Origin of the sequence: Micromonospora sp. NPDC002575, assembly GCF_042889525.1 — a bacterium.
GTDB lineage: Bacteria > Actinomycetota > Actinomycetes > Mycobacteriales > Micromonosporaceae > Micromonospora > Micromonospora carbonacea.
On sequence record NZ_JBIARA010000003.1, the window covers coordinates 179188 to 199541 of the forward strand.

Genomic DNA, 20354 nt, shown 5'->3' on the forward strand with positions numbered 1-20354 from the left:
GCGCGCATCCGCCCGCCGTCGGCCCTCGACTGCGAGCCTGCCACGTCCAGGTTGCCGGCGGGCACGACGCTACCCCGCCCGGCCGAACCCGCCCCCGCGCCACCCCCGGGCGACCACGGAACCGTGGTCGTACCCTTAGCGCTTGTGGCCAGTCCCACCTCGCTGCTGAAGCGGCTGCTCGTCGGTCGACCGTTCCGGTCCGACCGGCTCCAGCACACCCTCTTGCCGAAGCGCATCGCGCTGCCGGTCTTCGCCTCGGACGCCCTCTCCAGCGTCGCGTACGCCCCCGACGAGATCCTGCTGACGCTCTCCATCGCGGGCGCCTCGGCGTTTCTCTTCTCCCCGTGGATCGCCTTCGCCGTGGTGGTGGTGATGCTCACGGTGGTGGCCAGCTACCGGCAGAACGTGCACGCCTACCCCTCGGGCGGCGGCGACTACGAGGTGGCCACCGTCAACCTCGGCCCCCGGGCCGGCCTCGCGGTGGCCAGCGCGCTGCTGGTCGACTACGTGCTCACCGTGGCCGTGTCGGTTTCCTCCGGCGTGGCCAACCTGGGGTCGGTGGTGCCGTTCGTGGCCACCCACAAGGTGCTCATCGCCGTCAGCGCGGTGGTGCTGCTCACCGCGATGAACCTGCGCGGCCTGCGCGAGTCCGGCACCGCGTTCGCCATCCCGACGTACGGCTTCGTGATCGTCATCGGCGGCATGATCGTCACCGGCCTGGTCCGGTACTTCGTCCTCGGCCACGACCTGCGTGCGCCCAGCGCCGGCCTGGAGATCCAGGCCGAGCACAGCGTCACCGGGTTCGCCCTGGTCTTCCTGCTGCTGCGGACCTTCTCCTCCGGCTGCGCCGCGCTCACCGGCGTGGAGGCGATCTCCAACGGGGTGCCGGCGTTCAAGGCCCCGAAGAGTCGCAACGCCGCCACCACCCTGCTGCTGCTCGGCACCATCGCGGTGAGCATGCTCGTCGGCATCGTCTGGCTGGCCCGGCTCACCGGCCTCCAGTTCGTCGAGGACCCGGCGCGGCAGATCGTCTCCGGCCCCGACGGGTACGTGCAGAAGACCGTCACCGCCCAGCTCGGCGAGACCGTCTTCGGCTCCGGGTCGGTGCTGCTGTTCGTGGTCGCCGGGATGACCGCGCTGATCCTCTTCCTCGCCGCCAACACCGCGTTCAACGGCTTCCCGGTGCTCGGCTCCATCCTCGCCCAGGACCGCTACCTGCCCCGGCAGCTGCACACCCGGGGCGACCGGCTGGCGTTCTCCAACGGCATCGTCTTCCTCGCCGTCGCCGCGATCGTGCTGATCGTCGGCTTCCAGGCCGAGGTGACGCGGCTCATCCAGCTCTACATCGTCGGCGTCTTCGTCTCGTTCACCCTCTCCCAGGCCGGCATGATCCGGCACTGGAACCGGCACCTGCGCACCGAGCGGGACCCGCAGTCCCGCCGCCGGATGGTCCGGTCCCGGGCCATCAACGCCTTCGGCATGGCGATGACCGCCGCGGTGCTGGTCATCGTGCTGATCACCAAGTTCCTGCTCGGCGCGTGGATCGCCATCGCCGCGATGGCGCTGCTCTACGTGCTGATGCTGGCCATCCGGCGGCACTACGACCGGGTCGCCGCCGAGTTGGAGCCGACCGAGGTCCGGGGCGTGCTGCCCGCCCGCAACCACGCGATCGTGCTGGTCAGCAAGCTGCACCAGCCCACGCTGCGGGCCATCGCGTACGCCCGCGCCACCCGCCCGGACACGCTGACCGCGGTGACGGTGAACGTCGACGAGAAGGACACCCGGGACCTCCAGGCCGAATGGGAGCGGCGCGAGCTGCCGGTGCCGCTGACCGTGGTCGACTCGCCGTACCGGGAGATCACCCGGCCGATCCTCGACTTCGTGGCCAACACCCGCCGGGAGTCGCCGCGCGACGTGGTCACGGTCTTCATTCCCGAGTACGTCGTCGGACGCTGGTGGGAGAACCTGTTGCACAACCAGAGCGCGCTGCGCCTCAAGGGGCGGCTGCTGTTCGAGCCGGGCGTCATGGTCACCAGCGTCCCGTGGCAGCTCGCCTCCACCGCCGGCAAGAACCTCGACCGGCTCGACGCGACGCTGACCCGGGGCCCGGCGCGCGGCCCCCGGGTCGCCCCGCGCAGCACCCTGCCCCCGCCGGTGCCGCCGGTGGTCTCCGCCCCGCCCGGCGAGCGCGGCCCGGCCGAGGGGGACCGGCGATGACCCGGCCGGGCGTGGACGCGTCCCGGTCCGGCGTGGACGTGTCCCGCGCGGGCGCCGGACCGGCCCGCGGCGACGGTCGGGGCCGGCCGGCGGGCACCACCGGACCGGCCGACGGCGAGCGGCGCGGGCTGGAGGAGGCCGAGCGGGTCGAGCTGACCGTCGACGCCGTCGCCCCCGGCGGGCACTGCGTGGCCCGGGTCGACGGGCAGGTGGTCTTCGTCCGGCACGCGCTGCCCGGCGAGCGGGTGGTGGCCGAGGTCACCGAGGTGCACCGCGGGTTCGTCCGCGCCGACGCGGTGACGGTGCTCGACGCCGCGCCGCAGCGGGTCGCGCCGCCCTGCCCGTACGCGAAACCGGGTCTCTGCGGCGGGTGCGACCTCCAGCACGTCGCGCCCGAGGCCCAGCTCGACTGGAAGGCCGCGGTGGTCCGCGAGCAGCTGCGCCGCCTCGCCGGCCTCGCCGACGCGGAGATCGACCGGCTCGGGGTCCGGGTCGAGGCGCTGCCCAGCGGACCGCTCGGCTGGCGCTCCCGGGTCCGGTACGCGGTCGACGCCGCCGGCCGCGCCGGGCTGCTCAAGCACCGCTCGCACGAGGTCGTGCCGGTCGACCGCTGCCTCATCGCCCACCCGGCGATCCAGGCGCTGCCGGTGCTCGGGCGGTCCTGGCCGGCGGCCGAGGCGGTGGAGGCGGTCGCCTCGACCGGCGGCGACGTCGCGGTGACCGCCCTGCCCGACGGGCCGACCACCCGCGTCGCCGGGTCGGCGGCAGTCCCGTCCGACGGGTCGGCAGCCGCCCGGGTCGACGATCCGGCGACCGCCCGGTCCCTCGACGGCCCGCAGACCGTCCGGGAGGTGGCCGCCGGCCGGGAGTGGACGCTGCCGGCGTCCGGCTTCTGGCAGGTGCACCCGGCGGCGGCCGACACCCTGGTCGACGCGGTGCTCGACCTGCTCGACCCGCAGGCGGGCGAGTCGGCCTGGGACCTCTACGGCGGGGCGGGGCTGTTCGCCGCCGCCGTGGCCGCCCGGGTCGGCCCGGACGCCCGGGTCACCGTCGTCGAGTCCGCCGGCGAGGGCGTCGCCGCCGCCAGGGACAACCTGCGGGACCTGCCCGGCGTCGAGGTGGTGGCGGCCCGGGTGGAGACCGCCCTGGCCCGCCGCCGGGTCACCGGCCCGGTGGACCTGGTGGTGCTGGACCCGCCGCGCAGCGGGGCGGGAGCGCGGGTGGTGCGGGACGTGGTCGCGGCCGGGCCGCGCGCCGTGGCGTACGTGGCCTGCGACCCGGCCGCCTTCGCCCGGGACGTGCGCGCCTTCGCCGACGCCGGCTGGGAGCTGGCGGCGCTGCGCGGCTTCGACCTGTTCCCGATGACCCGGCACGTCGAGCTGGTCGGCCTCCTGCGCCCGGCGCGGTAACTGCCGCCGGGGTGATTGCAGGGGACCCTTCCTATGCAGAATGCGTTAACAGGGGGCCCTTCCTTACATGCGGATCGTGGGGTTGATGTCGGGGACGTCGTACGACGGGGTGGACGTCGTCGCCGCCGAGTTCGCCGTCGACGGGGACGACCTGCGGCTACGGCCGCTCGGGCATCTCGGCCTCGACCACGACGAGGGGCTGCGGGCGCAGATCCAGGCCGTGCTGCCGCCGCACCCGACCACGATCGAGGCGGTCTGCAAGCTGGACAACCGGCTCGGCGAGGTGTTCGCCGACGCGGCGGCGCGCGGCGTGGAGCTGGCCGGCGGGCGGATCGACGCCGTCGTCTCGCCGGGGCAGACCGTCTTCCACTGGGTCGACGGCGGCGTCGTGCGCGGCACCCTCCAGCTCGGCGCGCCGGCCCGGGTGGCCGCCCGGGTGGGCGTGCCGGTGCTGTCGGACCTGCGCGCCGCCGACGTCGCCGCGGGCGGGCAGGGCGCGCCCCTGGTGCCGGCGTTCGACGCGCTGCTGCTGGGCGGCCGGGCCGGCCCGCCCCGGGCGGCGCTCAACCTGGGCGGCATCGCCAACCTCACCGTGGTCGCACCGGGCGCGCCGACCCTCGGGTACGACGTGGGCCCGGCCAACGCGCTGCTCGACGCGGCGGCCCGGCGGTTCCTCGGCCGCCCCTGCGACCTCGACGGGGCCCGGGCGGCGGCCGGCCGGGTGCACCCGGGGCTGCTGGAGCTGCTGCTCGCCGAGCCGTACTACGCCGCGCCGCCGCCCAAGTCCACCGGCAAGGAGCTGTTCCACGCCGGCTACCTCGACGAGCGGCTCGCCGCGCTCGGCGAGCCCGTCGACGCCGACGACGTGCTGGCCACGCTGACGGAGCTGACCGCCCGGACGGTGGCCGCCGCCTGCGACCGGCACGGGGTGGCCGAGGTGGTCGCCGCCGGGGGCGGGGTGCGCAACCGCGCCCTGTGGGGCCGGCTGGCCGCGCTCGGGGCGGGCCGGTGGCGGCTGCGGGTCAGCGACGAGCTGGGGGTGCCGGCCCAGGCCAAGGAGGCGTACGCGTTCGCCCTGCTCGGCTGGCTGTCCTGGCACGGCCTGCCGGGGGCGGTCCCGTCGGTGACCGGGGCCCGGGAGGCGGCCGTGCTGGGGTCCTGGACGCCGGCCGGGCCGGCCCGGCACGCCCCGCCGGCCGTCGCGCCCCGACGCCTGGTGGTCGTCTCCTGACTGCCCGCCCGGTCAGCCGGCCGGGCTGCGGACTACCGGGCGGCCGATAGACTCTTCGCTCATGAGTGCTGAAGAGGACACGGCCAACCACGGCCGGCTGCTGGCCACGGTGCGGGGTCCGCAGGACGTGAAGCGGATGACCGCCGAGCAGCTGGACATCCTCGCCGCCGAGATCCGTGACTTCCTGATCGCCAAGGTCTCCCGCACCGGCGGGCACGTCGGCCCCAACCTGGGTGTGGTGGAGCTGACACTGGCGATGCACCGGGTCTTCGACTCCCCCCGGGACCGGCTCCTGTTCGACACCGGCCACCAGGCGTACGTGCACAAGATCCTCACCGGCCGGCAGGACGGCTTCGACAGGCTGCGCCAGCGCGGCGGCCTCTCGGGCTACCCGAGCCAGGCCGAGAGCGAGCACGACCTGATCGAGAACTCGCACGCCTCCACCGCCCTGTCCTACGCCGACGGGCTGGCCAAGGCGTACGCGCTGCGCGGCGAGGCGCGCTCCGTGGTGGCCGTCGTCGGCGACGGCGCGCTGACCGGCGGCATGTGCTGGGAGGCGCTGAACAACATCGCCACCTCCGGCAACCCCCTCGTGATCGTCGTCAACGACAACGGCCGGTCGTACGCGCCGACGATCGGCGGCCTCGCCGACCACCTGTCGTCGCTGCGGCTCAACCCCGGCTACGAGAAGGTCCTCGACACCGTCAAGGACGCCCTGGGCTCGACGCCGCTGGTCGGCCGGCCCATGTACGAGGTGCTGCACGCCGTCAAGAAGGGCATCAAGGACGCGGTCGCCCCGCAGGCCATGTTCGAGGACCTGGGCATCAAGTATGTCGGCCCGGTCGACGGCCACGACGTGGCGGCGGTCGAGTCGGCGCTGCGGGCGGCGAAGCACTTCGGCGGCCCGGTGATCGTGCACGCGGTGACCCGCAAGGGCTACGGCTACCGGCCGGCGGAGGAGGACGAGGCCGACTGCTTCCACGGCCCCGGCGCGTTCGACGTGGAGACCGGCAAGCTGGTCGCCGCCCCGTCGGTGAAGTGGACCGGCGTCTTCGCCGACGAGCTGGTCGCGATCGCCGACGCCCGGCCCGACGTGGTGGGCATCACCGCCGCGATGGCCGAGCCCACCGGCATCGCCAAGCTGGCCCGCAAGCACCCCGACCGGGTCTACGACGTCGGCATCGCCGAGCAGCACGCGGCCACCTCGGCGGCCGGGCTGGCCCTCGGCGGGCTGCACCCGGTGGTGGCGGTCTACGCGACGTTCCTCAACCGGGCGTTCGACCAGGTCCTGCTGGACGTGGCGATGCACAAGCTGCCGGTGACGTTCGTGCTGGACCGGGCCGGGATCACCGGCCCGGACGGGCCGAGCCACTACGGCATCTGGGACATGTCCGTCTTCGGGGTGGTGCCGGGCCTGCGCATCGCCGCCCCCCGGGACGCCGCGACCCTGCGCGAGGAGCTGCGCGAGGCGATCGCCGTGGACGACGGCCCGACGGTCGTGCGGTTCCCGACCGGCGCCGTCGCCGCCGACCTGCCGGCCGTGCGCCGGGTCGGCCCGGTCGACGTGCTGGCCGAGGCGGCCCGCGCCGACGTGCTGCTGGTCGCGGTCGGCGCGTTCGGCCACCTCGGCATGGAGGTCGCCGCCCGGGTCGCCGAGCAGGGCTACGGGGTGACCGTGGTCGACCCGCGCTGGGTGCGCCCGGTCCCCGCCGAGCTGGTCGAGCTGGCCGCCGGCCACCGGCTCGTCGTCACCGTCGAGGACGGCGTGCGCGTCGGCGGCGTCGGCGACGCCCTCGCCCAGGCGATGCGGGACGCCGACGTCCGGGTGCCGCTGCGGGACCTGGGGGTCCCGGCCGACTGGCACCCGCACGGCACCCGCGCGCAGATCCTGGCCGACCTGGGCCTCACCGCCCAGGACGTGGCCCGCGACGTCACCGGCTGGATCTCCCGCCTGGACGAGCAGCAGACCGAGCCGGTCCGCCTGCCCAACTAAGCAAGGAAGGGCCCCTTCTTAACGCCTGGCGTCGAGAAGGGGCCCCTTCTCACCACTTCCGGCGGGGCGGCGCGTTGCGGTGGGCGCGGCAGCGGGGTGCGGCGCTGGGGGTGCCGGCGGGGCCGGGCTATCTGCCGCCGACCGAGCGGTAGTAGGTCTTCTCCGCGCCGGCCAGGCTGAACGTCGCCTTGCTCGACGGCTGCGGCACCACCACCAGCCCCGGCCGGTCGACCAGCCGGGGGGTGCCCGGGGGCACCGACAGCGAGGTGTACCGGTTGGCCCGCCAGCTCAGCACCACCAGCGGCTGCCCCGGCACCGGCAGCACGTACGCCTGCAACGTGTTGGCGCGGTCGGCCGGCGAGAACACCGGGTCGCCGGCGGCCGGGCGGTAGACGACCGCCGTCATCGTGCCCGTGCCGGTCTCCCAGCTCAGCTGCTCCAGGTCGGCCGGGTCGCCCCCGCCGAGGGCCACCTCGCCGAGCGCGCGCACGCTCACCTTGCCCCGCGGCCACGACTCCGGCACCGCGCGGGGCGCGTCCCGGTCGCCGATGCGCCGCGGGATGCTGCCGAAGGGGCCCCGCTCGTCGGCCAGCTCGCAGGTGTCCAGGTCGTCCAGAGCCCGCCGGCCCGAGCCCGTCTCGTCCCGTACCAGCGGGTAGCGGGGGTCCGTGGTGGCCGTACCCAGGTCGAGCAGGCGGTCGGCGGCCCGGCCGCGCGGCAGCGAGCTGGTGGCCCGCAGCGTCGCGGTCAGCGGCACCGCCTGGCAGGCCGGCACGTCCACCGGGTCGGTCAGGCCGTCCCGGGTGACCAGGGCCCGGCCCTTCGGGCCGAGCAGCCGCTCCACCCGCTCGGAGAGCAGGTAGCGACGCCCGGCGCTGGTCTGCACGGGCAGCACGTCCGAGTAGACCAGGTAGCCGGGGTCGGTGTACTCGCTGGCCCGGTCGACCACGTAGCGGTTGCCGTCGCGGGTCAGTTGCAGCAGCCAGGAGGCGCTCTCGCCGGGGACGTCGGCGGCCACCAGGGCCAGCGGCGCGCCGTCGGCCTCGCCGGACCAGAGGATCCCCGAGGAGGGCAGGTGCGCCCGGTCGTCGACAGGCGTCCGCCAGGCCCGGACCGCGTCGGTCACCGCCGCCGTCGCCGCCGCGTCGCCGGCCAGGCTGCCCCGCGCCGGCCACACCCGCAGCGTGCCGTCCAGGCTGTCGTAGCCCACCGGGAGGGCGTCGGGCTTGCGGTCGGCGACCGGGCCGCAGGCCGTTGCGGTCAGCAGGACGGCGAGCAGCGCGGTGGCCGTCCCGCCGCGCCGGCGCGCTGAAGCCACCTGTACGCCCCCGATCGCGTCGCCGGTCGTGTTGCGCCCCACATGGTACGAGACGACGGCCGGACGCGAACCGGCACCTCGATCCCCGCCCGCGAGCTGCGCGCCGACCGCCCACAAGGGACGCAACGGTGATTGTCGGGCGCGGCCCCGCCTCCGGTAGACTCCGCCGACTGTGACTCCTGCCGAGCCCCTGACCGTCGAGCCTCCGACCGTCGAGCCCCCGGCCGGCGCGGAGCCCGCAGCCGCCCCGCCGCCCGCCGGGGCCCCGCAGCCCGCCGCCGCAGCCCCGTCGTCGACCGCCGCCGTGGCATCGCCGGCCGGGTCCGCCGAGGCCCGCAGCCGGCGGCGCTGGAGGTGGACGCCCCGGCGGCGGGACCTCGCCGTCTACGGCCTCTTCCTGCTCGCCGCGCTCTGGGTGACCAGCCAGATCTGGATCGACCCCGCCGGCCGGGTCGCCTCGCTCTACAGCAGCGACCCCGCGCAGGTGCAGTTCTTCCTCGCCCACTCCGTGCGCGTGGTGCTGCACGGCGAGTTCCCGTTCTACACCGACCAGTTCAACTACCCCGACGGGGTCAACCTGATGGCCAACACGGCCGTCCTCGCGCTCGGCATCCCGATGGTGCCGGTGACCCTGCTGTTCGGGCCCGCCGTGTCCTTCGTGGTGCTGGTCACCTGCGGCCTCGCGGGCACCGCCGCCGCCTGGTACCGGGTGCTCTCCCGGCACGTCGTGCGCAACCCGCTCGCCGCCGCCGTGGGCGGCTGGTTCTGCGGGTTCTCCCCGGCGATGCTCTCGCACGCCAACTGGCACCCGAACATCATCAGCCAGTTCCTGCTGCCGTTCATCGTCTGGCGGGTGCTGGTGATCACCCGCTCGAAGCGGCCGGTCCGCGACGGGGCGCTGCTGGCCCTCCTGGTCACCGCGCAGGCGTTCATCAACGAGGAGATCCTGCTCTTCACGGCGATGGCCTGCGGGGTGTTCCTGATCGCCGTGCTGGCGCAGCGGCCGGGGCTGTGGTCGGCCGCGTGGCGGCCCCTGGGCGTCGCCGTCGCGGTGTGCACCGTGCTGGCCGGCTCGCTGCTGGCGTACCCGCTCTACGTGCAGTTCGCCGGGCCGATGGCGTACCACGGGCTCAGCGACGCCGTCCGCGACTACGGCAACGACATCGCCGCGTTCTTCGCCCCCGGCTCGCCCACCCTCGGCGGCAACGAGCGCGCCAACGTCAACCTCGCCCCGAACTACTCCGAGGAGAACGCCTTCCTCGGCTGGAGCCTCGCCCTCATCGCCGTCGGCATCGTGCTCTGGCTGCGCCGCGAGCCGATCGTCCGCGCCCTCGCCGCGACCGGCGCGTTCTTCGCGGTGCTCTCCCTCGGCGAGCGGGTGTCCTGGTGGGACCGGGAGCTGTTCACCGGCCCCTGGGAGTTCCTGGTGCGGCTGCCGCTGCTCGACGCCGTCGTGCCCACCCGGTTCGGCATGATCACCAGCGTGGTGGTGGGGGTGCTGCTCGCCATCGCCGTCGAGCGGGTCTGGGCGCTGCGCACGGCCGAGGCCCGCACCATGCGTACCCTCGGGGTGGCCGGGCTGGTCATGGCGCTGCTGCCGATCGCGCCGATGCCGCTGAAGGTCACCTCCCGCCCACCGGTGCCGAAGTTCATCACCGCCGACCGGTGGCGCGGCTACGTCGGCCCCGACCAGACCCTCGTGCCGATCCCGGTGCCGAGCATGGGCAACACGCACGGGATGCGGTGGGCGGCCAGCACCAACCTCGACTTCAAGATCCCGGGCGGCTACTTCCTCGCCCCGCGCAACGGCAACACCGGCGACCCGGGCCGGTTCGGCGGGCGGCCCAGCGGCGTCGGCGAGCTGCTGGAGGACGTGGCCAGCACCGGCCGCACCCCGAAGCTCGACGACCGCCAGCGCCGCCGCTCCCTGGACGAGCTGCGGCACTGGCGGGCCGCCATCCTGGTGCTTCCGGTCGGCCAGCACAACGCCGAGCCGCTGCGGCGTACGGTCGAGGACCTGGTCGGCCCGGCGCGCCGCGAGCTGGACGTCTGGGTCTGGGACGTGCGGACCCTTACCGACCCGTCCGCCTGATGGCCGCGCCCGCCGCCGTCGGCGCGCCGGGCAAGCGGCGGCAGCCGGGCGCGCCGCCGGTCGCCGCCCGGCCCCGGCGGGTACGCAGCGTCGACGTCGCCGTCGTCGCCGGCTACCTCGGCCTGGCGGTGCTGCTCACCAGCCGGCAGTGGGGCCGGCCCGACCGGCTGTTCCACCAGGACAACGACCAGATGCTGTTCGAGTGGATGCTCGCCCGGGCGGCCCGCGCGGTCACCGCCGGGGAGAATCCGCTGCACAGCGCGGCCCTGAACGCCCCCGACGGGGTGAACCTGATGGCCAACACGTCGGTGCTCGGCCTGGGCGTGCCGCTGACCCCGGTGACGCTGCTGTTCGGCACGCAGACGGCCTTCCTCGTGGCCGTCGTCGCCAGCCTGGCCGGCACCGCCACCGCCTGGTACGTCCTGCTGGCCCGCCGGCTGGTCGACTCCCGCGTCGCCGCCGCCGTCGGCGGCCTCGTCTGCGGCTTCGCCCCCGGCATGGTGGCCCAGGCCGGGGCGCACCTGCACATGGCCGCCCAGTTCCTGGCGCCGCCGATCCTGGCGCTGGTGTTCCGGCCCCACACCGACCGGGTCCGCCGGCACGGGGTGGCGCTCGGGCTGCTCGTGGCGTACCAGGTCTTCGTCGGCGAGGAGCTGCTCGTCTTCCTGGCGCTCGCCGCCGGGGTGTTCGCCGTGGCGTACGCCCTCGCCGACCGGGCGGCGGCCCGCCGGCTGACGCCCGCCCTCCTCGGCCGGCTCGGCGTGGGCGCGCTGGTGGCGGGGGCGCTGCTGGCGTACCCGCTGTGGTTCCAGTTCCTCGGCCCGGGGCACTACCGGGGGATGCCCTTCGACGCGCGGGGCTTCCAGCTCGACGCGGCCTCGTTCACCGCGTCGGCCCGGCAGACGGTCCTCGGCGACGGGTACGTGCCCGGGCTGCTCTCGCCGAACCCGACCGAGGAGAACTCCTTCTTCGGGCCCGGCCTGCTGGTGCTCGCCGTGGTGGTCGTGGCCTGGCTGTGGCGTCGGCCGCTGGTGCGGGCCCTCGCCGTCGTCGGGCTGCTCGCCGCGCTGCTCTCCCTCGGCGACACCGTCCGGGTCGACGGCGCGTCGACCGGGCTGCCCGGGCCGTACCGCCTGCTGGCCGGGGTGCCGCTGCTCGACCTCGTGGTGCCGGCCCGGTTCGCCCTGATCTGCGTGCCGGTGCTGGGGGTGCTGGTCGCCCTCTCCCTCGACCGGGCGCTCGCCCTGGGCGTCGGCGTGGCTGCGGCGGGCGACCGGCCGGGGGCGTCGGTGCGGCTGCTCTGGGGCGGGGCCGTGGCCGCCGCGCTGCTCCCGCTGGCCCCCACGCCGATCCGCACCGTGCCGACGTGGCCGGTGCCGGCGTTCGTGGCCGGCGGCGGCTGGCGGGCGTACGTGCCGGCCGGGCGGACCCTCGTGCCGGTGCCGCCGGTGACCGGCGCGGGGGTGAGCCCGGCGACGTTCTGGTCGGCCCGCACCGGGCTGGCCTTCACCGCGCCGGGCGGCTACTTCATCGGCCCGAGCGCCGCCGACGACCCGACCGCCCGCTGGGGCGCGCCCGACCGCCCGACGGCGGCGCTGCTGCGCCGGGCGGCCGAGACCGGCGAGGCGCCGGTGGTGACCGACGCGGACCGCCGGCAGGCGGTGGCGGACCTGCGCCACTGGCGGGCGGCGGTGCTGGTGCAGGGCGGGCTGCACCGGGGCGACGCGGTCCGCCGCACCGTCGACGCGCTCGTCGGTCCGGGGCGCGAGGTCGACGGCGCGTGGGTGTGGGACGTGCGCCCCCTGGTGGGCTGACCGCGGCCTGCTGCGCCCGCTCCGCCGCTCCGCCCGCTGCGGTGGCGCGCGTGTTAGGAAGGGCCCCCTGTACAACAGAATGCGTTAACAGGGGGCCCTTCCTTACACCCGCCAGAGCCAGACGTCGTCGACGCGCTGCGGCGGGCCCAGCAGGGCGGTCATCAGCTCGCGCAGCACCGCCTCGCGCGGATGCGCGCCGAGGACGACCACGGACGCCTTCCAGTAGCGCAGGTCCTCGGCGGCCTGCCGGCGGTTCTCCTCGGTCAGCGGCGGCACGACGCCCGCGTCCATGGTGGAGTAGATGAGGGTGCTGGTCGGCCGGTTCGGGGCCCCGAAGACGCCCTCGCCGTCGGGGTTGGGCCCGATGAAGTAGCCGCCGGGGATCGGGAACTCGTGCCCGGTCAGGGCGCTCCAGCGCAGCGTGGGCAGGCCGTGCACGTTGCTGGGGATCGGCACCGGCACCAGGGTCCGGCCCGCCGGGACGTACGGCCGCCAGCCGCCGGAGGTGATGAAGCGCGGCGGCGGGTCGATCCGCTCGGCGGGCAGCGGGCGGGGGACCAGCGGCAGCACGGCGAGCGCGAGCGCCGCGTACCCGACGGGGCGCAGCCAGCGGCGCGACCGGGCGGCGGCCCCGGCCCCGGTCCCGGCCGGCGCGGTGCGGGCCAGCGCGTCCCAGGCCAGGGCGAGCAGCACGCCGACGGCGGCGGCCACCACCAGGGCCAGCCGGGTGGGCATCATCATCTCCACCAGCGGCAGGTCGTCCGGGATGTACGCCCACGGCCCGTCGATTGTGGTCTCCGCCCCGTCGAAGCGCACCACCGGGCCGATCGAGGCGACGGTGAACACGACCACCAGCACGGCGACGATCCGGGCGGCCAGCGACCGGCGCACCAGCAGCGCCAGCGCGACCAGCGCCACCAACACCAGCGGCCAGCCGAACCAGGTGTTCTGCTCGGTCAGGCCGATGGTCTTCTCCACCGCCTCGTCGCCGGCCACGGTGTCCCGGGCGAACGTGACGAACGCCACCAGGTCCTCGCCCCAGTTGTGGAACACCCCGCCCTGCAACCCCCGGTAGGACTGCGGGCCGTTGAACTGGAACCAGATCGGGTACGCGGTGAGCAGCAGCGCCAGCGCGCCGCCGAGGCCGAGCGCGGACCCGAAACCGCGGGCCCGGGCCCACGCCGCCCGGGGCCGCTGCGCCGCGTACGCGAGCACGACCACCAGGCAGGCCAGCGCCGTGAGCAGCAGCATCTCCTCGTTGATGAAGATCTGGTACGCCACCAGCAGCCCCAGCGCCACCCCGTCGCGCCGCCAGCTCCGCCCCGCCGCGCCCAGCAGCAGCACCCGCGCCACGATCAGCGGCAGCAGGTAGTTGGAGACGAAGTTGGGCTGCCCGTTGGCGTGGTGCACGATGCCGGGCGCGAAGCCGAGGAACACGCCGCCGAGGAACGCCGCCGCGCGCGAGCGCACCAGGTGCCGAGACAGCATCCAGTACGAGGTGGCCGCCGTCGCCGCGAGCGCCCCGCCCAGGTAGAGGGCGTACGTCACCTGCGGGCCGAACAGCAGCGTCACCGGCGTCAGCGGCAGGGTCGCGCCGAGCAGCGACGTGTTCGCCATCATGTTCACCCCGTCCGGGGCGTTCTGGCGGGTGGAGAAGAACGGGTTCTCCAGGTGCTGCACCGAGTACGCGCCGTGGGCGAACAGCCACTCGAACCAACTGTGGTCGGTCGGCAGGTGCGACGACACGCGGTGCTCGACGTCGCCCCAGTAGTTGAGGCACACGAGGACGCCGAGGAGCACGTACGCTCCGATGGCCAGCAGGTCGGCGCGGGCCGGCCGCCAGCGGGGCCGACGGGGTGTGCCTGTGCCCGCCGCCTCGGGCCCGGTCGACGCGGCCCCCGTTTCGACGGGTGCGGAGTCGACGGGTGCGGAGTCGGAGTTCAGCGAGGGGTCTACCACCGGCACGGCCACGACGCGCCATCGTACAGGCGCGTGCGCGCGGTCCCGGCCGGCCGGTGCGCCCCACGGCGGCCGGTGGGACGCCCCGCCGGGCCGCCGGCCACGGCCCGGGAAGGAGCGAGGGTGACGCTGATCGACCTCGGCGAGGTGCGCGGCGACCGGGAGCCGGAGCCCGCGCCCCGGCCGCCCCGGGCGGTGGGCCGGCCCCTGCGGGTGGCGCTGGCCGGCGTGCTCGGGCTGCTCCTGCTGGCCTCGTCGACGCCCGTGGCGCGACCCGCGTCGGCGGTGCTGGGCGGCCAGTTGGGCGCCGAGGTCGTCGTCCTCGGCGGCCGGGTCTACCTGCTGGCGCCGGAAGTGGGCAGCAACGGGTCCCGCGAGGTGACCGCCCACGCGACGCCCGCCCGGGCGGGGGACGGGGTCCGGCCGCTGTGGCACACGGCCGTCGCGAGCACCGGCCGACTGGTCGGCGTGCAGGAGCAGGGCGGCGTCACCCTGCTCGTCGACTACCAGCCGGCCGGGGTGCAGACCATCGCCGTGGACGTGGCGACCGGCGAGCGGCGCTGGCAGCAGGCCGGCTACCCGGCGTCCGCGGCCGGCGGGGGGCTGCTGCTCCTCGGCGATGACGTCGAGCGGGGCGAGCTGCGGTCGGTGGACCCGGCGTCGGGCCGCGTCCGGTGGTCGGCGCCGGGTCGCCTGGGTCGGGCGGCCTTCGCCGACCGCGACGCCGACGGGGCGGCCGAGCAGGTGGCGCTGGTCACCGCCGCCGGCGGCATCGAGGTGCGCGACGCGGCCTCCGGCGCGGTGCGGGCGAGCCTCGCCCCGCCGCCGGGCGGCTGGCAGGGCGGCCTGCAGATCGAGGTCGCCGGCGACCTGCTGCTGGCCTCCGAGCAGGACGAGGGCGAGGTCCGGCGGGTCACCGCGTACGGGCTCGCCGCGCTGGACCGACGCTGGGCGCTGGAGCGGCCGAGCTTCGGCTACGCGGGGGCGTGCGGAGCGGTGCTCTGCGCCTCCGCGTACCGGGGCTCCGAACTGTCCGGGCTGGACCCGGCGACCGGCGAGGTCCGGTGGACGAACCCCCGCTGGCAGTCGGTCTTCGCGGTGCGCGGCGACCGGCTCCTGGCGATCGCCGACGAGCGGGCGGGCGGCACGGCCAGCCACCTCGGCGTGCTGGACGCCGCGACCGGGCGGGAGGTCGCCGACCTGGGGCGCTGGGACCTGGCGTTCAGCCGGAGCCCGGGCGGGCCGCACTACGGCACCCGGCCCGACCGCGCCGGCGGCGGCCTGGTCGTCGTGGAGCTGGACCTGGCGGGGGCGACGGCCCGGCTGCGTGACGTGCTGCCCGGCGCGGCGGGGGACTGCGCCGCCGACGGCCGCGACATCGTCTGCCGCCGGCCGGCCGGCACGTACGGCTGGTGGCGGCTGCCCGCCTGACGCTCGTCCGCCGTCCGGCGGCTGCCCGCCCGTACGCCCGGCCGGGCCGGGTGCCACGCTGGTTTGGTGGCCGGCACTAGGTTGTCGGGAGGTCGGCCGGCGAGGAGGCGGGTATGCGGGTGTTGGTGGTCGAGGACGAGCGCAACCTCGCCGACGCGATCGCGCGGGGGCTGCGCAAGCGCGGCATGGCCGTCGACGTGGCCTACGACGGCGACAGCGGCCACGAGATGGCCTTCGTCACCCGGTACGACGTGGTGGTGCTGGACCGGGACCTGCCCGGCGTGCACGGCGACCAGATCTGCGCCGAGCTGGCCGCCTCCGGCACGCTGACCCGGGTGCTCATGCTCACCGCCAGCGGCACCGTCGCCGACCGGGTCGAGGGGTTGCAGCTCGGCGCGGACGACTACCTGCCCAAGCCGTTCGCGTTCGACGAGCTGGTCGCCCGGGTGCAGGCGCTGGGCCGCCGGGCCACCCCGGCCGCGCCCCCCGTGCTGGCCGTCGCCGACCTGGTGCTCGACCCGGCCCGCCGGGTGGTGACGCGGGGCGGTGCGCCGGTCGACCTGACCAACAAGGAGTTCGGGGTGCTGGCCGAGCTGCTCAAGGCGCGCGGCGCGGTGGTCTCCAGCGAGGAGCTGCTGGAGCGGGTCTGGGACGCCAACACCGACCCGTTCACCACCATCGTCCGGGTGACCGTGATGACGCTGCGCCGCAAGCTCGGCGATCCGCCGCTGATCGAGACGGTGGTCGGCGCCGGCTACCGCACCGCCGAGGGGCTGGCGTGAGGGTCCGGCTGCGGCCGACCCTGCGGCTGCGGCTGACGCTGCTCAACGGGGTGCTGCTGGTGGGCGCCGGGGCGATCCTGGTGCTGCTGGCCTGGCTGCTGGTCCGCGACGCGCTGCGTCCCACCGACGAGCTGCTGCCCGGCACCACCGTCCTGCTGGCCGACGGCCGGTCCCTGGACGCGGGGGAGTGGCAGCGGCAGCTCGTCGCCGCCGCGTCCCGGGAGCTGCTGGTCAAGGGCCTGCTGGCGCTGCTGGCGATCAGCGTGGTCGGGGTGGCCGGCGCGTACGCGGTGGCGGGCCGGGCGCTGCGCCCGCTGCACCAGGTCACCGCGACCGCCCAGCGCCTCGGCGAGGCCACCCTCGACCAGCGAATCGGCTGGTCCGGGGCGGACGACGAGGTGGCCGAGCTGGCCAAGACGTTCGACGCGATGCTTGACCGGATCGCCGCCGCGTTCGAGGCGCAGAAGCGGTTCGTCGCCAACGCCTCGCACGAGCTGCGTACCCCGCTCGCGGTGATGCGGACCGAGATCGACGTGACGCTCAGCGACGACGAGGCCGACGCCGCCGAGTACCGCCGGATGGCCACCGTGGTCCGCGACGCCTCGGAACGGGCCAACGGCCTGGTCGACGCCCTGCTGGTGCTGGCCCGCAGCGAGGCCCAGGCGGGCCGGCGGCTGGGCCGGCGCACCGAGTGCGACCTGGCCGCCGGCACCGGCAACGCGCTGTCGGCCGTCCGCCGGGAGGTGGAGCGGATCGGGCTGCGGGTGCAGACGTCGCTGGAGCCCGCGCCGGTGGTGGGCGATCCCGGGCTGCTGGACCGGCTGGCCGGCAACCTGATCGAGAACGCGGTGCGCTACAACCACCTGCACGGCCGGATCACGGTGCGCACCGGCACGGACGGCTGCACGTCCTGGCTGGTGGTCGCCAACACCGGCTTCGAGGTCAGCCCGGGCGACGTGCCGGGCCTGTTCGAGCCGTTCCGCCGGGGCGGGCAGGAACGCACCGGGGCGCGGGGCTCCGGGTTGGGCCTGTCCATCGTCCGGGCGGTCTGCGACGCGCACGGCGGCACGGTGCGGGTGTTCGCGCAGCCCGGCGGCGGCCTGGAGGTGACGGTGACGCTGCCCGCCGCCGACGCCGGGCCCGCCGTCGGCGCCCCCTCCCACGCCGGGCGGCCCTGACGGTCGGCCTGGCCGGCGGCCCTCCGGGCGGCCCTGGCCTGGCCCCGGGGCCGGTCGTGATCGGCTTTTCGTGTGCTCCGCCCGGCTGACCCGGCGGGCCCCGCCTCCGGCGGGCAACCCGGCGTCGGGTGCTCGGGTGGAGCCGGCGCGCGGTTGGGGCAGAATCGGACCCCGCCGCTGGACTCGGTGGCTCCGGTGCGTGAAGGTGTCATGGCGTCATGCCTCACGTGGTGCGCGCCGCCGAGCCGGCCGTCCCCGGTGGCCCGGCTGTGAGCCGCACCTCCGTCCGCACGTGCTCCGGGAGCTGCCCGTGATTCGTTCCTCGTCCCTGACCCGCCGCGCCCCGGCGGTCCTCGTCGCGGTCGCCCTGACCGCCGCCGGTCTCGTCGCCGGCGGCCCGGCGAGCGCCGCGCCCGACCACGACAAGGTGGTCTCCGCCGTCCCGTCCACGGCGTCGCCGGACATCGTGAACGGCACCGTGTTCGCCATCCACGACGCCGGCACGAAGATCATCGCGGCGGGTTCGTTCACCACGGTGCAGAACCGCAACTCGGACGTGGACATCACCCGCAACTACGTGCTCGCCTTCGACAAGGCCACCGGCGCGGTGGACACCGCCTTCGTGCCGGTCGTCGACAACGAGGTGAACGCGGTGGCGGCCGGCCCGACCGCCGGCACCGTCTACCTGGCCGGCAAGTTCAACACGGTCAACGGGGTGACCCGGCGCAAGGTGGCCCTGGTCGACGTCGCCACCGGGGCCACCGTCACCAGCTTCGCCGGGCCGGCGTTCAACGGCCTCATCGACGACGTCGCCCTGGTCGGCAACCGGCTGCTCGTCGGCGGCATCTTCACCACCGCCGGCAACGCCAACCCGCGCGGCGGCCTCGCCTCGCTCAACGCCACCACCGGCGCGCTGGACAGCTACCTGACCACCACGCTCACCGAGAACCACAACTACGACGGGGTGAGCGGGGCCAAGGCCGGCGTCGGCGCGGAGAAGCTCGCGCTCTCCCCGGACGGCACCCAGCTCGTCGTCATCGGCAACTTCAAGAAGGCCGACGGGGTGCTGCACGACCAGATCGTGCGGCTGGACCTCGGCGCGACCGCCGCGACCGTCGCCGACTGGAACACCAGCCGGTACACCCCGCGCTGCTCGTGGAATGCGTTCGACTCGTACATGCGGGACGTGGCCTTCGCCCCGGACGGCAGCTACTTCGTGGTGGTCACCACCGGCGGCCAGCACAGCGGGTCGCTCTGCGACACCGCCGCCCGCTGGGAGGCCGCCGCGGCCGGCGACGCCCAGCAGCCCACCTGGGTCGACTACTCCGGCGGCGACACCTTCCTCTCGGTCGGCATCAGCGAGCAGGCCGTCTACGTCGGCGGGCACCTGCGCTGGCTCAACAACACCTACGGCGGCGACAACGCGCAGGCCGGGGCCATCGGCCGGGCCAGCATCGCCGCCCTCGACCCGCGCAACGGCCTGCCGCTGTCGTGGAACCCGGGCCGGCACCCGCGCGGCTACGGCGTGGCCGAGATGCTGGTCACCCCGCAGGGCATCTGGCTGGGCTCCGACCAGTCCTGGATCGGCAACTTCCGGTACCGGCGGGAGCGGATCGCGTTCTTCCCGCTGACCGGCGGCAACGCCCCGCACCCGACCACCACCGCCGGCCTGCCCGGCACCGTGTACCAGGCCGGGGTGCCGGTGCCGACGAACGTGCTCCACCGGGTCAACGCCGCCGGCCCCGCCGTCGCGTCCACCGACGACGGGCCGGACTGGAGCGCCGACACCGCCGAGGCGCCCAGCCCGTACCACAACACCGGCAGCAGCGCCGCGAGCTACGGCGTCGTGCCCAACCTCGACGGGACCGTCCCGGCCGGCACCCCGGCCGCGCTGTTCAGCACCGAGCGGTGGGACGACGGGGGCGCGCCGGAGATGCAGTGGGACTTCCCGGTGCCGGCCGGCACCGAGGTCACCGTCCGGCTCTACCTGGCCAACCGGTACGCCGGCACCAGCACCCCCGGCACGCGGGTCTTCGACGTGACCCTGGACGGCACGCTCGTCCTGAACGACCTCGACCTCGCGGTCACCCCGGGGCACGACACCGGCACCATGCGGGCGTTCACGATCGTCAGCGACGGCAACGTCGACATCGACTTCGGGCACGTGGTGGAGAACCCGCTCGTCAACGCCATCGAGATCGTCAAGACCGGCCCGCCGCCCGCCGGCACCGGCGACGAGGTCCAGGCCCGCTCCTACGACGGGGCGACCACGGTCGGCGCGGCCACCCCGGTGGCCAACCCCGACGACACGGACTGGTCGTCGGCGAAGGGCGCGTTCTGGGTCGGCGGCACCCTGTTCTACGGGATGAACGGCGCGCTCCAGCGGCGCACCTTCGACGGGACCACCTTCGGCACGCCGAGCCTCGTCGACCCGTACCACGACGCCTACTGGGACACCGTGGAGACCGACTCCGGCCCGGCCGGGCAGACGTACGCCGGCGTCACCACCAACTTCTACGCGGAGATCGCCAACGTCACCGGCATGCTCTACACCAACGGCCGGCTCTACTACACCCTCTCCGGCCAGAACGGGCTGTTCTGGCGCTGGTTCACCCCGGACAGCGGGGCGGTCGGCGCCGAGAAGTTCACCGTCGCGGGGGTGACCGGGTTCGCCGACACCGGGTCGATCCTCCTCGCCGGCGGCACCCTCTACCGGGTCAGCCGCTCGACCGGCGCGCTGGCCTCCACCGCGTGGGCCGGCGGCGTGCCCACCGGCGCGTTCACCACCGTCAGCGGCCCCGCCGTCGACGGGGTGGACTGGCGCGCCAAGGCCGTCTTCGTCGGCCCGTAGACCCCCGTCGCACCACGGGGGCACCCCGGCCCGGCTCCGCGTCCGCGCGGTGCCGGGCCGGTGCCCTTTCCGGGGTACG

12 protein-coding genes are annotated in these 20354 nt (G+C 75.6%); 10 read left to right on the plus strand and 2 right to left on the minus strand.

Features of this window, described 5'->3' with window-relative positions:
• Nucleotides 1-144 precede the first annotated feature (144 nt).
• The 4 genes from ACFYWL_RS06425 (at nt 145) to dxs (ending at nt 6850) form a co-directional block, all read left to right on the plus strand.
• Nucleotides 145-2217: an APC family permease gene (locus tag ACFYWL_RS06425; protein WP_386968187.1), complete on the plus strand. Its 2073-nt coding sequence runs from the start codon at nt 145-147 to the stop codon at nt 2215-2217.
• Nucleotides 2214-3626 (plus strand): class I SAM-dependent RNA methyltransferase, encoded by a 1413-nt coding sequence (locus tag ACFYWL_RS06430; protein ID WP_386968188.1) that lies wholly within the window; start codon nt 2214-2216, stop codon nt 3624-3626. Before ACFYWL_RS06425 ends, ACFYWL_RS06430 begins: the two co-directional genes overlap by 4 nt.
• Before the next feature lie 67 nt (nt 3627-3693).
• Nucleotides 3694-4857, plus strand: a complete 1164-nt coding sequence (locus tag ACFYWL_RS06435) for an anhydro-N-acetylmuramic acid kinase (RefSeq protein ID WP_386968191.1) — start codon at nt 3694-3696, stop codon at nt 4855-4857.
• Between the two features lie 61 nt (nt 4858-4918).
• Nucleotides 4919-6850, plus strand: coding sequence for a 1-deoxy-D-xylulose-5-phosphate synthase (gene dxs / locus ACFYWL_RS06440; protein ID WP_386968193.1), 1932 nt, complete (start codon nt 4919-4921; stop codon nt 6848-6850).
• A gap of 127 nt (nt 6851-6977) precedes the next feature.
• Here dxs and ACFYWL_RS06445 read toward each other — a convergent pair whose 3' ends face one another.
• On the minus strand, nt 6978-8168 hold the full coding sequence (locus tag ACFYWL_RS06445; RefSeq protein ID WP_386968195.1) for a hypothetical protein: 1191 nt from the start codon (nt 8166-8168) through the stop codon (nt 6978-6980).
• A gap of 304 nt (nt 8169-8472) precedes the next feature.
• Here ACFYWL_RS06445 and ACFYWL_RS06450 point away from each other — a divergent pair, with 304 nt between their 5' ends.
• Complete coding sequence (locus ACFYWL_RS06450; protein ID WP_386968765.1) at nt 8473-10260, plus strand: hypothetical protein; 1788 nt, start codon at nt 8473-8475, stop codon at nt 10258-10260.
• Nucleotides 10260-12074 carry a hypothetical protein gene (locus tag ACFYWL_RS06455; RefSeq protein ID WP_386968197.1) on the plus strand — a complete coding sequence of 605 codons (1815 nt, stop codon included), beginning with the start codon at nt 10260-10262 and terminating at the stop codon, nt 12072-12074. Before ACFYWL_RS06450 ends, ACFYWL_RS06455 begins: the two co-directional genes overlap by 1 nt.
• A gap of 102 nt (nt 12075-12176) precedes the next feature.
• Here ACFYWL_RS06455 and ACFYWL_RS06460 read toward each other — a convergent pair whose 3' ends face one another.
• Entirely contained in the window at nt 12177-14045 is a 1869-nt protein-coding gene (locus ACFYWL_RS06460) for a hypothetical protein (RefSeq protein WP_386968199.1), read from the minus strand.
• A 111-nt stretch (nt 14046-14156) separates the two neighbouring features.
• On the opposite strand from ACFYWL_RS06460, the gene ACFYWL_RS06465 reads away from it, so the two are divergent.
• The 4 genes from ACFYWL_RS06465 to ACFYWL_RS06480 all read left to right on the plus strand — a co-directional run bounded on the left by ACFYWL_RS06465 (nt 14157) and on the right by ACFYWL_RS06480 (nt 20275).
• A complete protein-coding gene (locus ACFYWL_RS06465; RefSeq protein WP_386968201.1) occupies nt 14157-15464 on the plus strand; it encodes a hypothetical protein in 1308 nt (435 codons plus the stop codon).
• Nucleotides 15465-15577: 113 nt separating this feature from the next.
• Entirely contained in the window at nt 15578-16246 is a 669-nt protein-coding gene (locus tag ACFYWL_RS06470; protein WP_074473992.1) for a response regulator transcription factor, read from the plus strand.
• Complete coding sequence (locus ACFYWL_RS06475) at nt 16243-17424, plus strand: sensor histidine kinase (protein ID WP_386968205.1); 1182 nt, start codon at nt 16243-16245, stop codon at nt 17422-17424. The genes ACFYWL_RS06470 and ACFYWL_RS06475 overlap by 4 nt, the downstream gene beginning before the upstream one ends.
• Nucleotides 17425-17734: 310 nt before the next feature.
• On the plus strand, nt 17735-20275 hold the full coding sequence (locus tag ACFYWL_RS06480; RefSeq protein WP_386968208.1) for a malectin domain-containing carbohydrate-binding protein: 2541 nt from the start codon (nt 17735-17737) through the stop codon (nt 20273-20275).
• The last annotated feature ends 79 nt before the right edge of the window (nt 20276-20354 follow it).

Excerpts from the sequence above, each read along its gene's own strand:
- ACFYWL_RS06455 (WP_386968197.1), top strand. The coding sequence starts at position 10,260 with ATGGCCGCGCCCGCCGCCGTCGGCGCGCCGGGCAAGCGGCGGCAGCCG.
- ACFYWL_RS06470 (WP_074473992.1), top strand. The coding sequence starts at position 15,578 with ATGCGGGTGTTGGTGGTCGAGGACGAGCGCAACCTCGCCGACGCGATC.
- dxs (WP_386968193.1), top strand. The coding sequence starts at position 4,919 with ATGAGTGCTGAAGAGGACACGGCCAACCACGGCCGGCTGCTGGCCACG.
- ACFYWL_RS06435 (WP_386968191.1), top strand. The coding sequence starts at position 3,694 with ATGCGGATCGTGGGGTTGATGTCGGGGACGTCGTACGACGGGGTGGAC.
- ACFYWL_RS06430 (WP_386968188.1), top strand. The coding sequence starts at position 2,214 with ATGACCCGGCCGGGCGTGGACGCGTCCCGGTCCGGCGTGGACGTGTCC.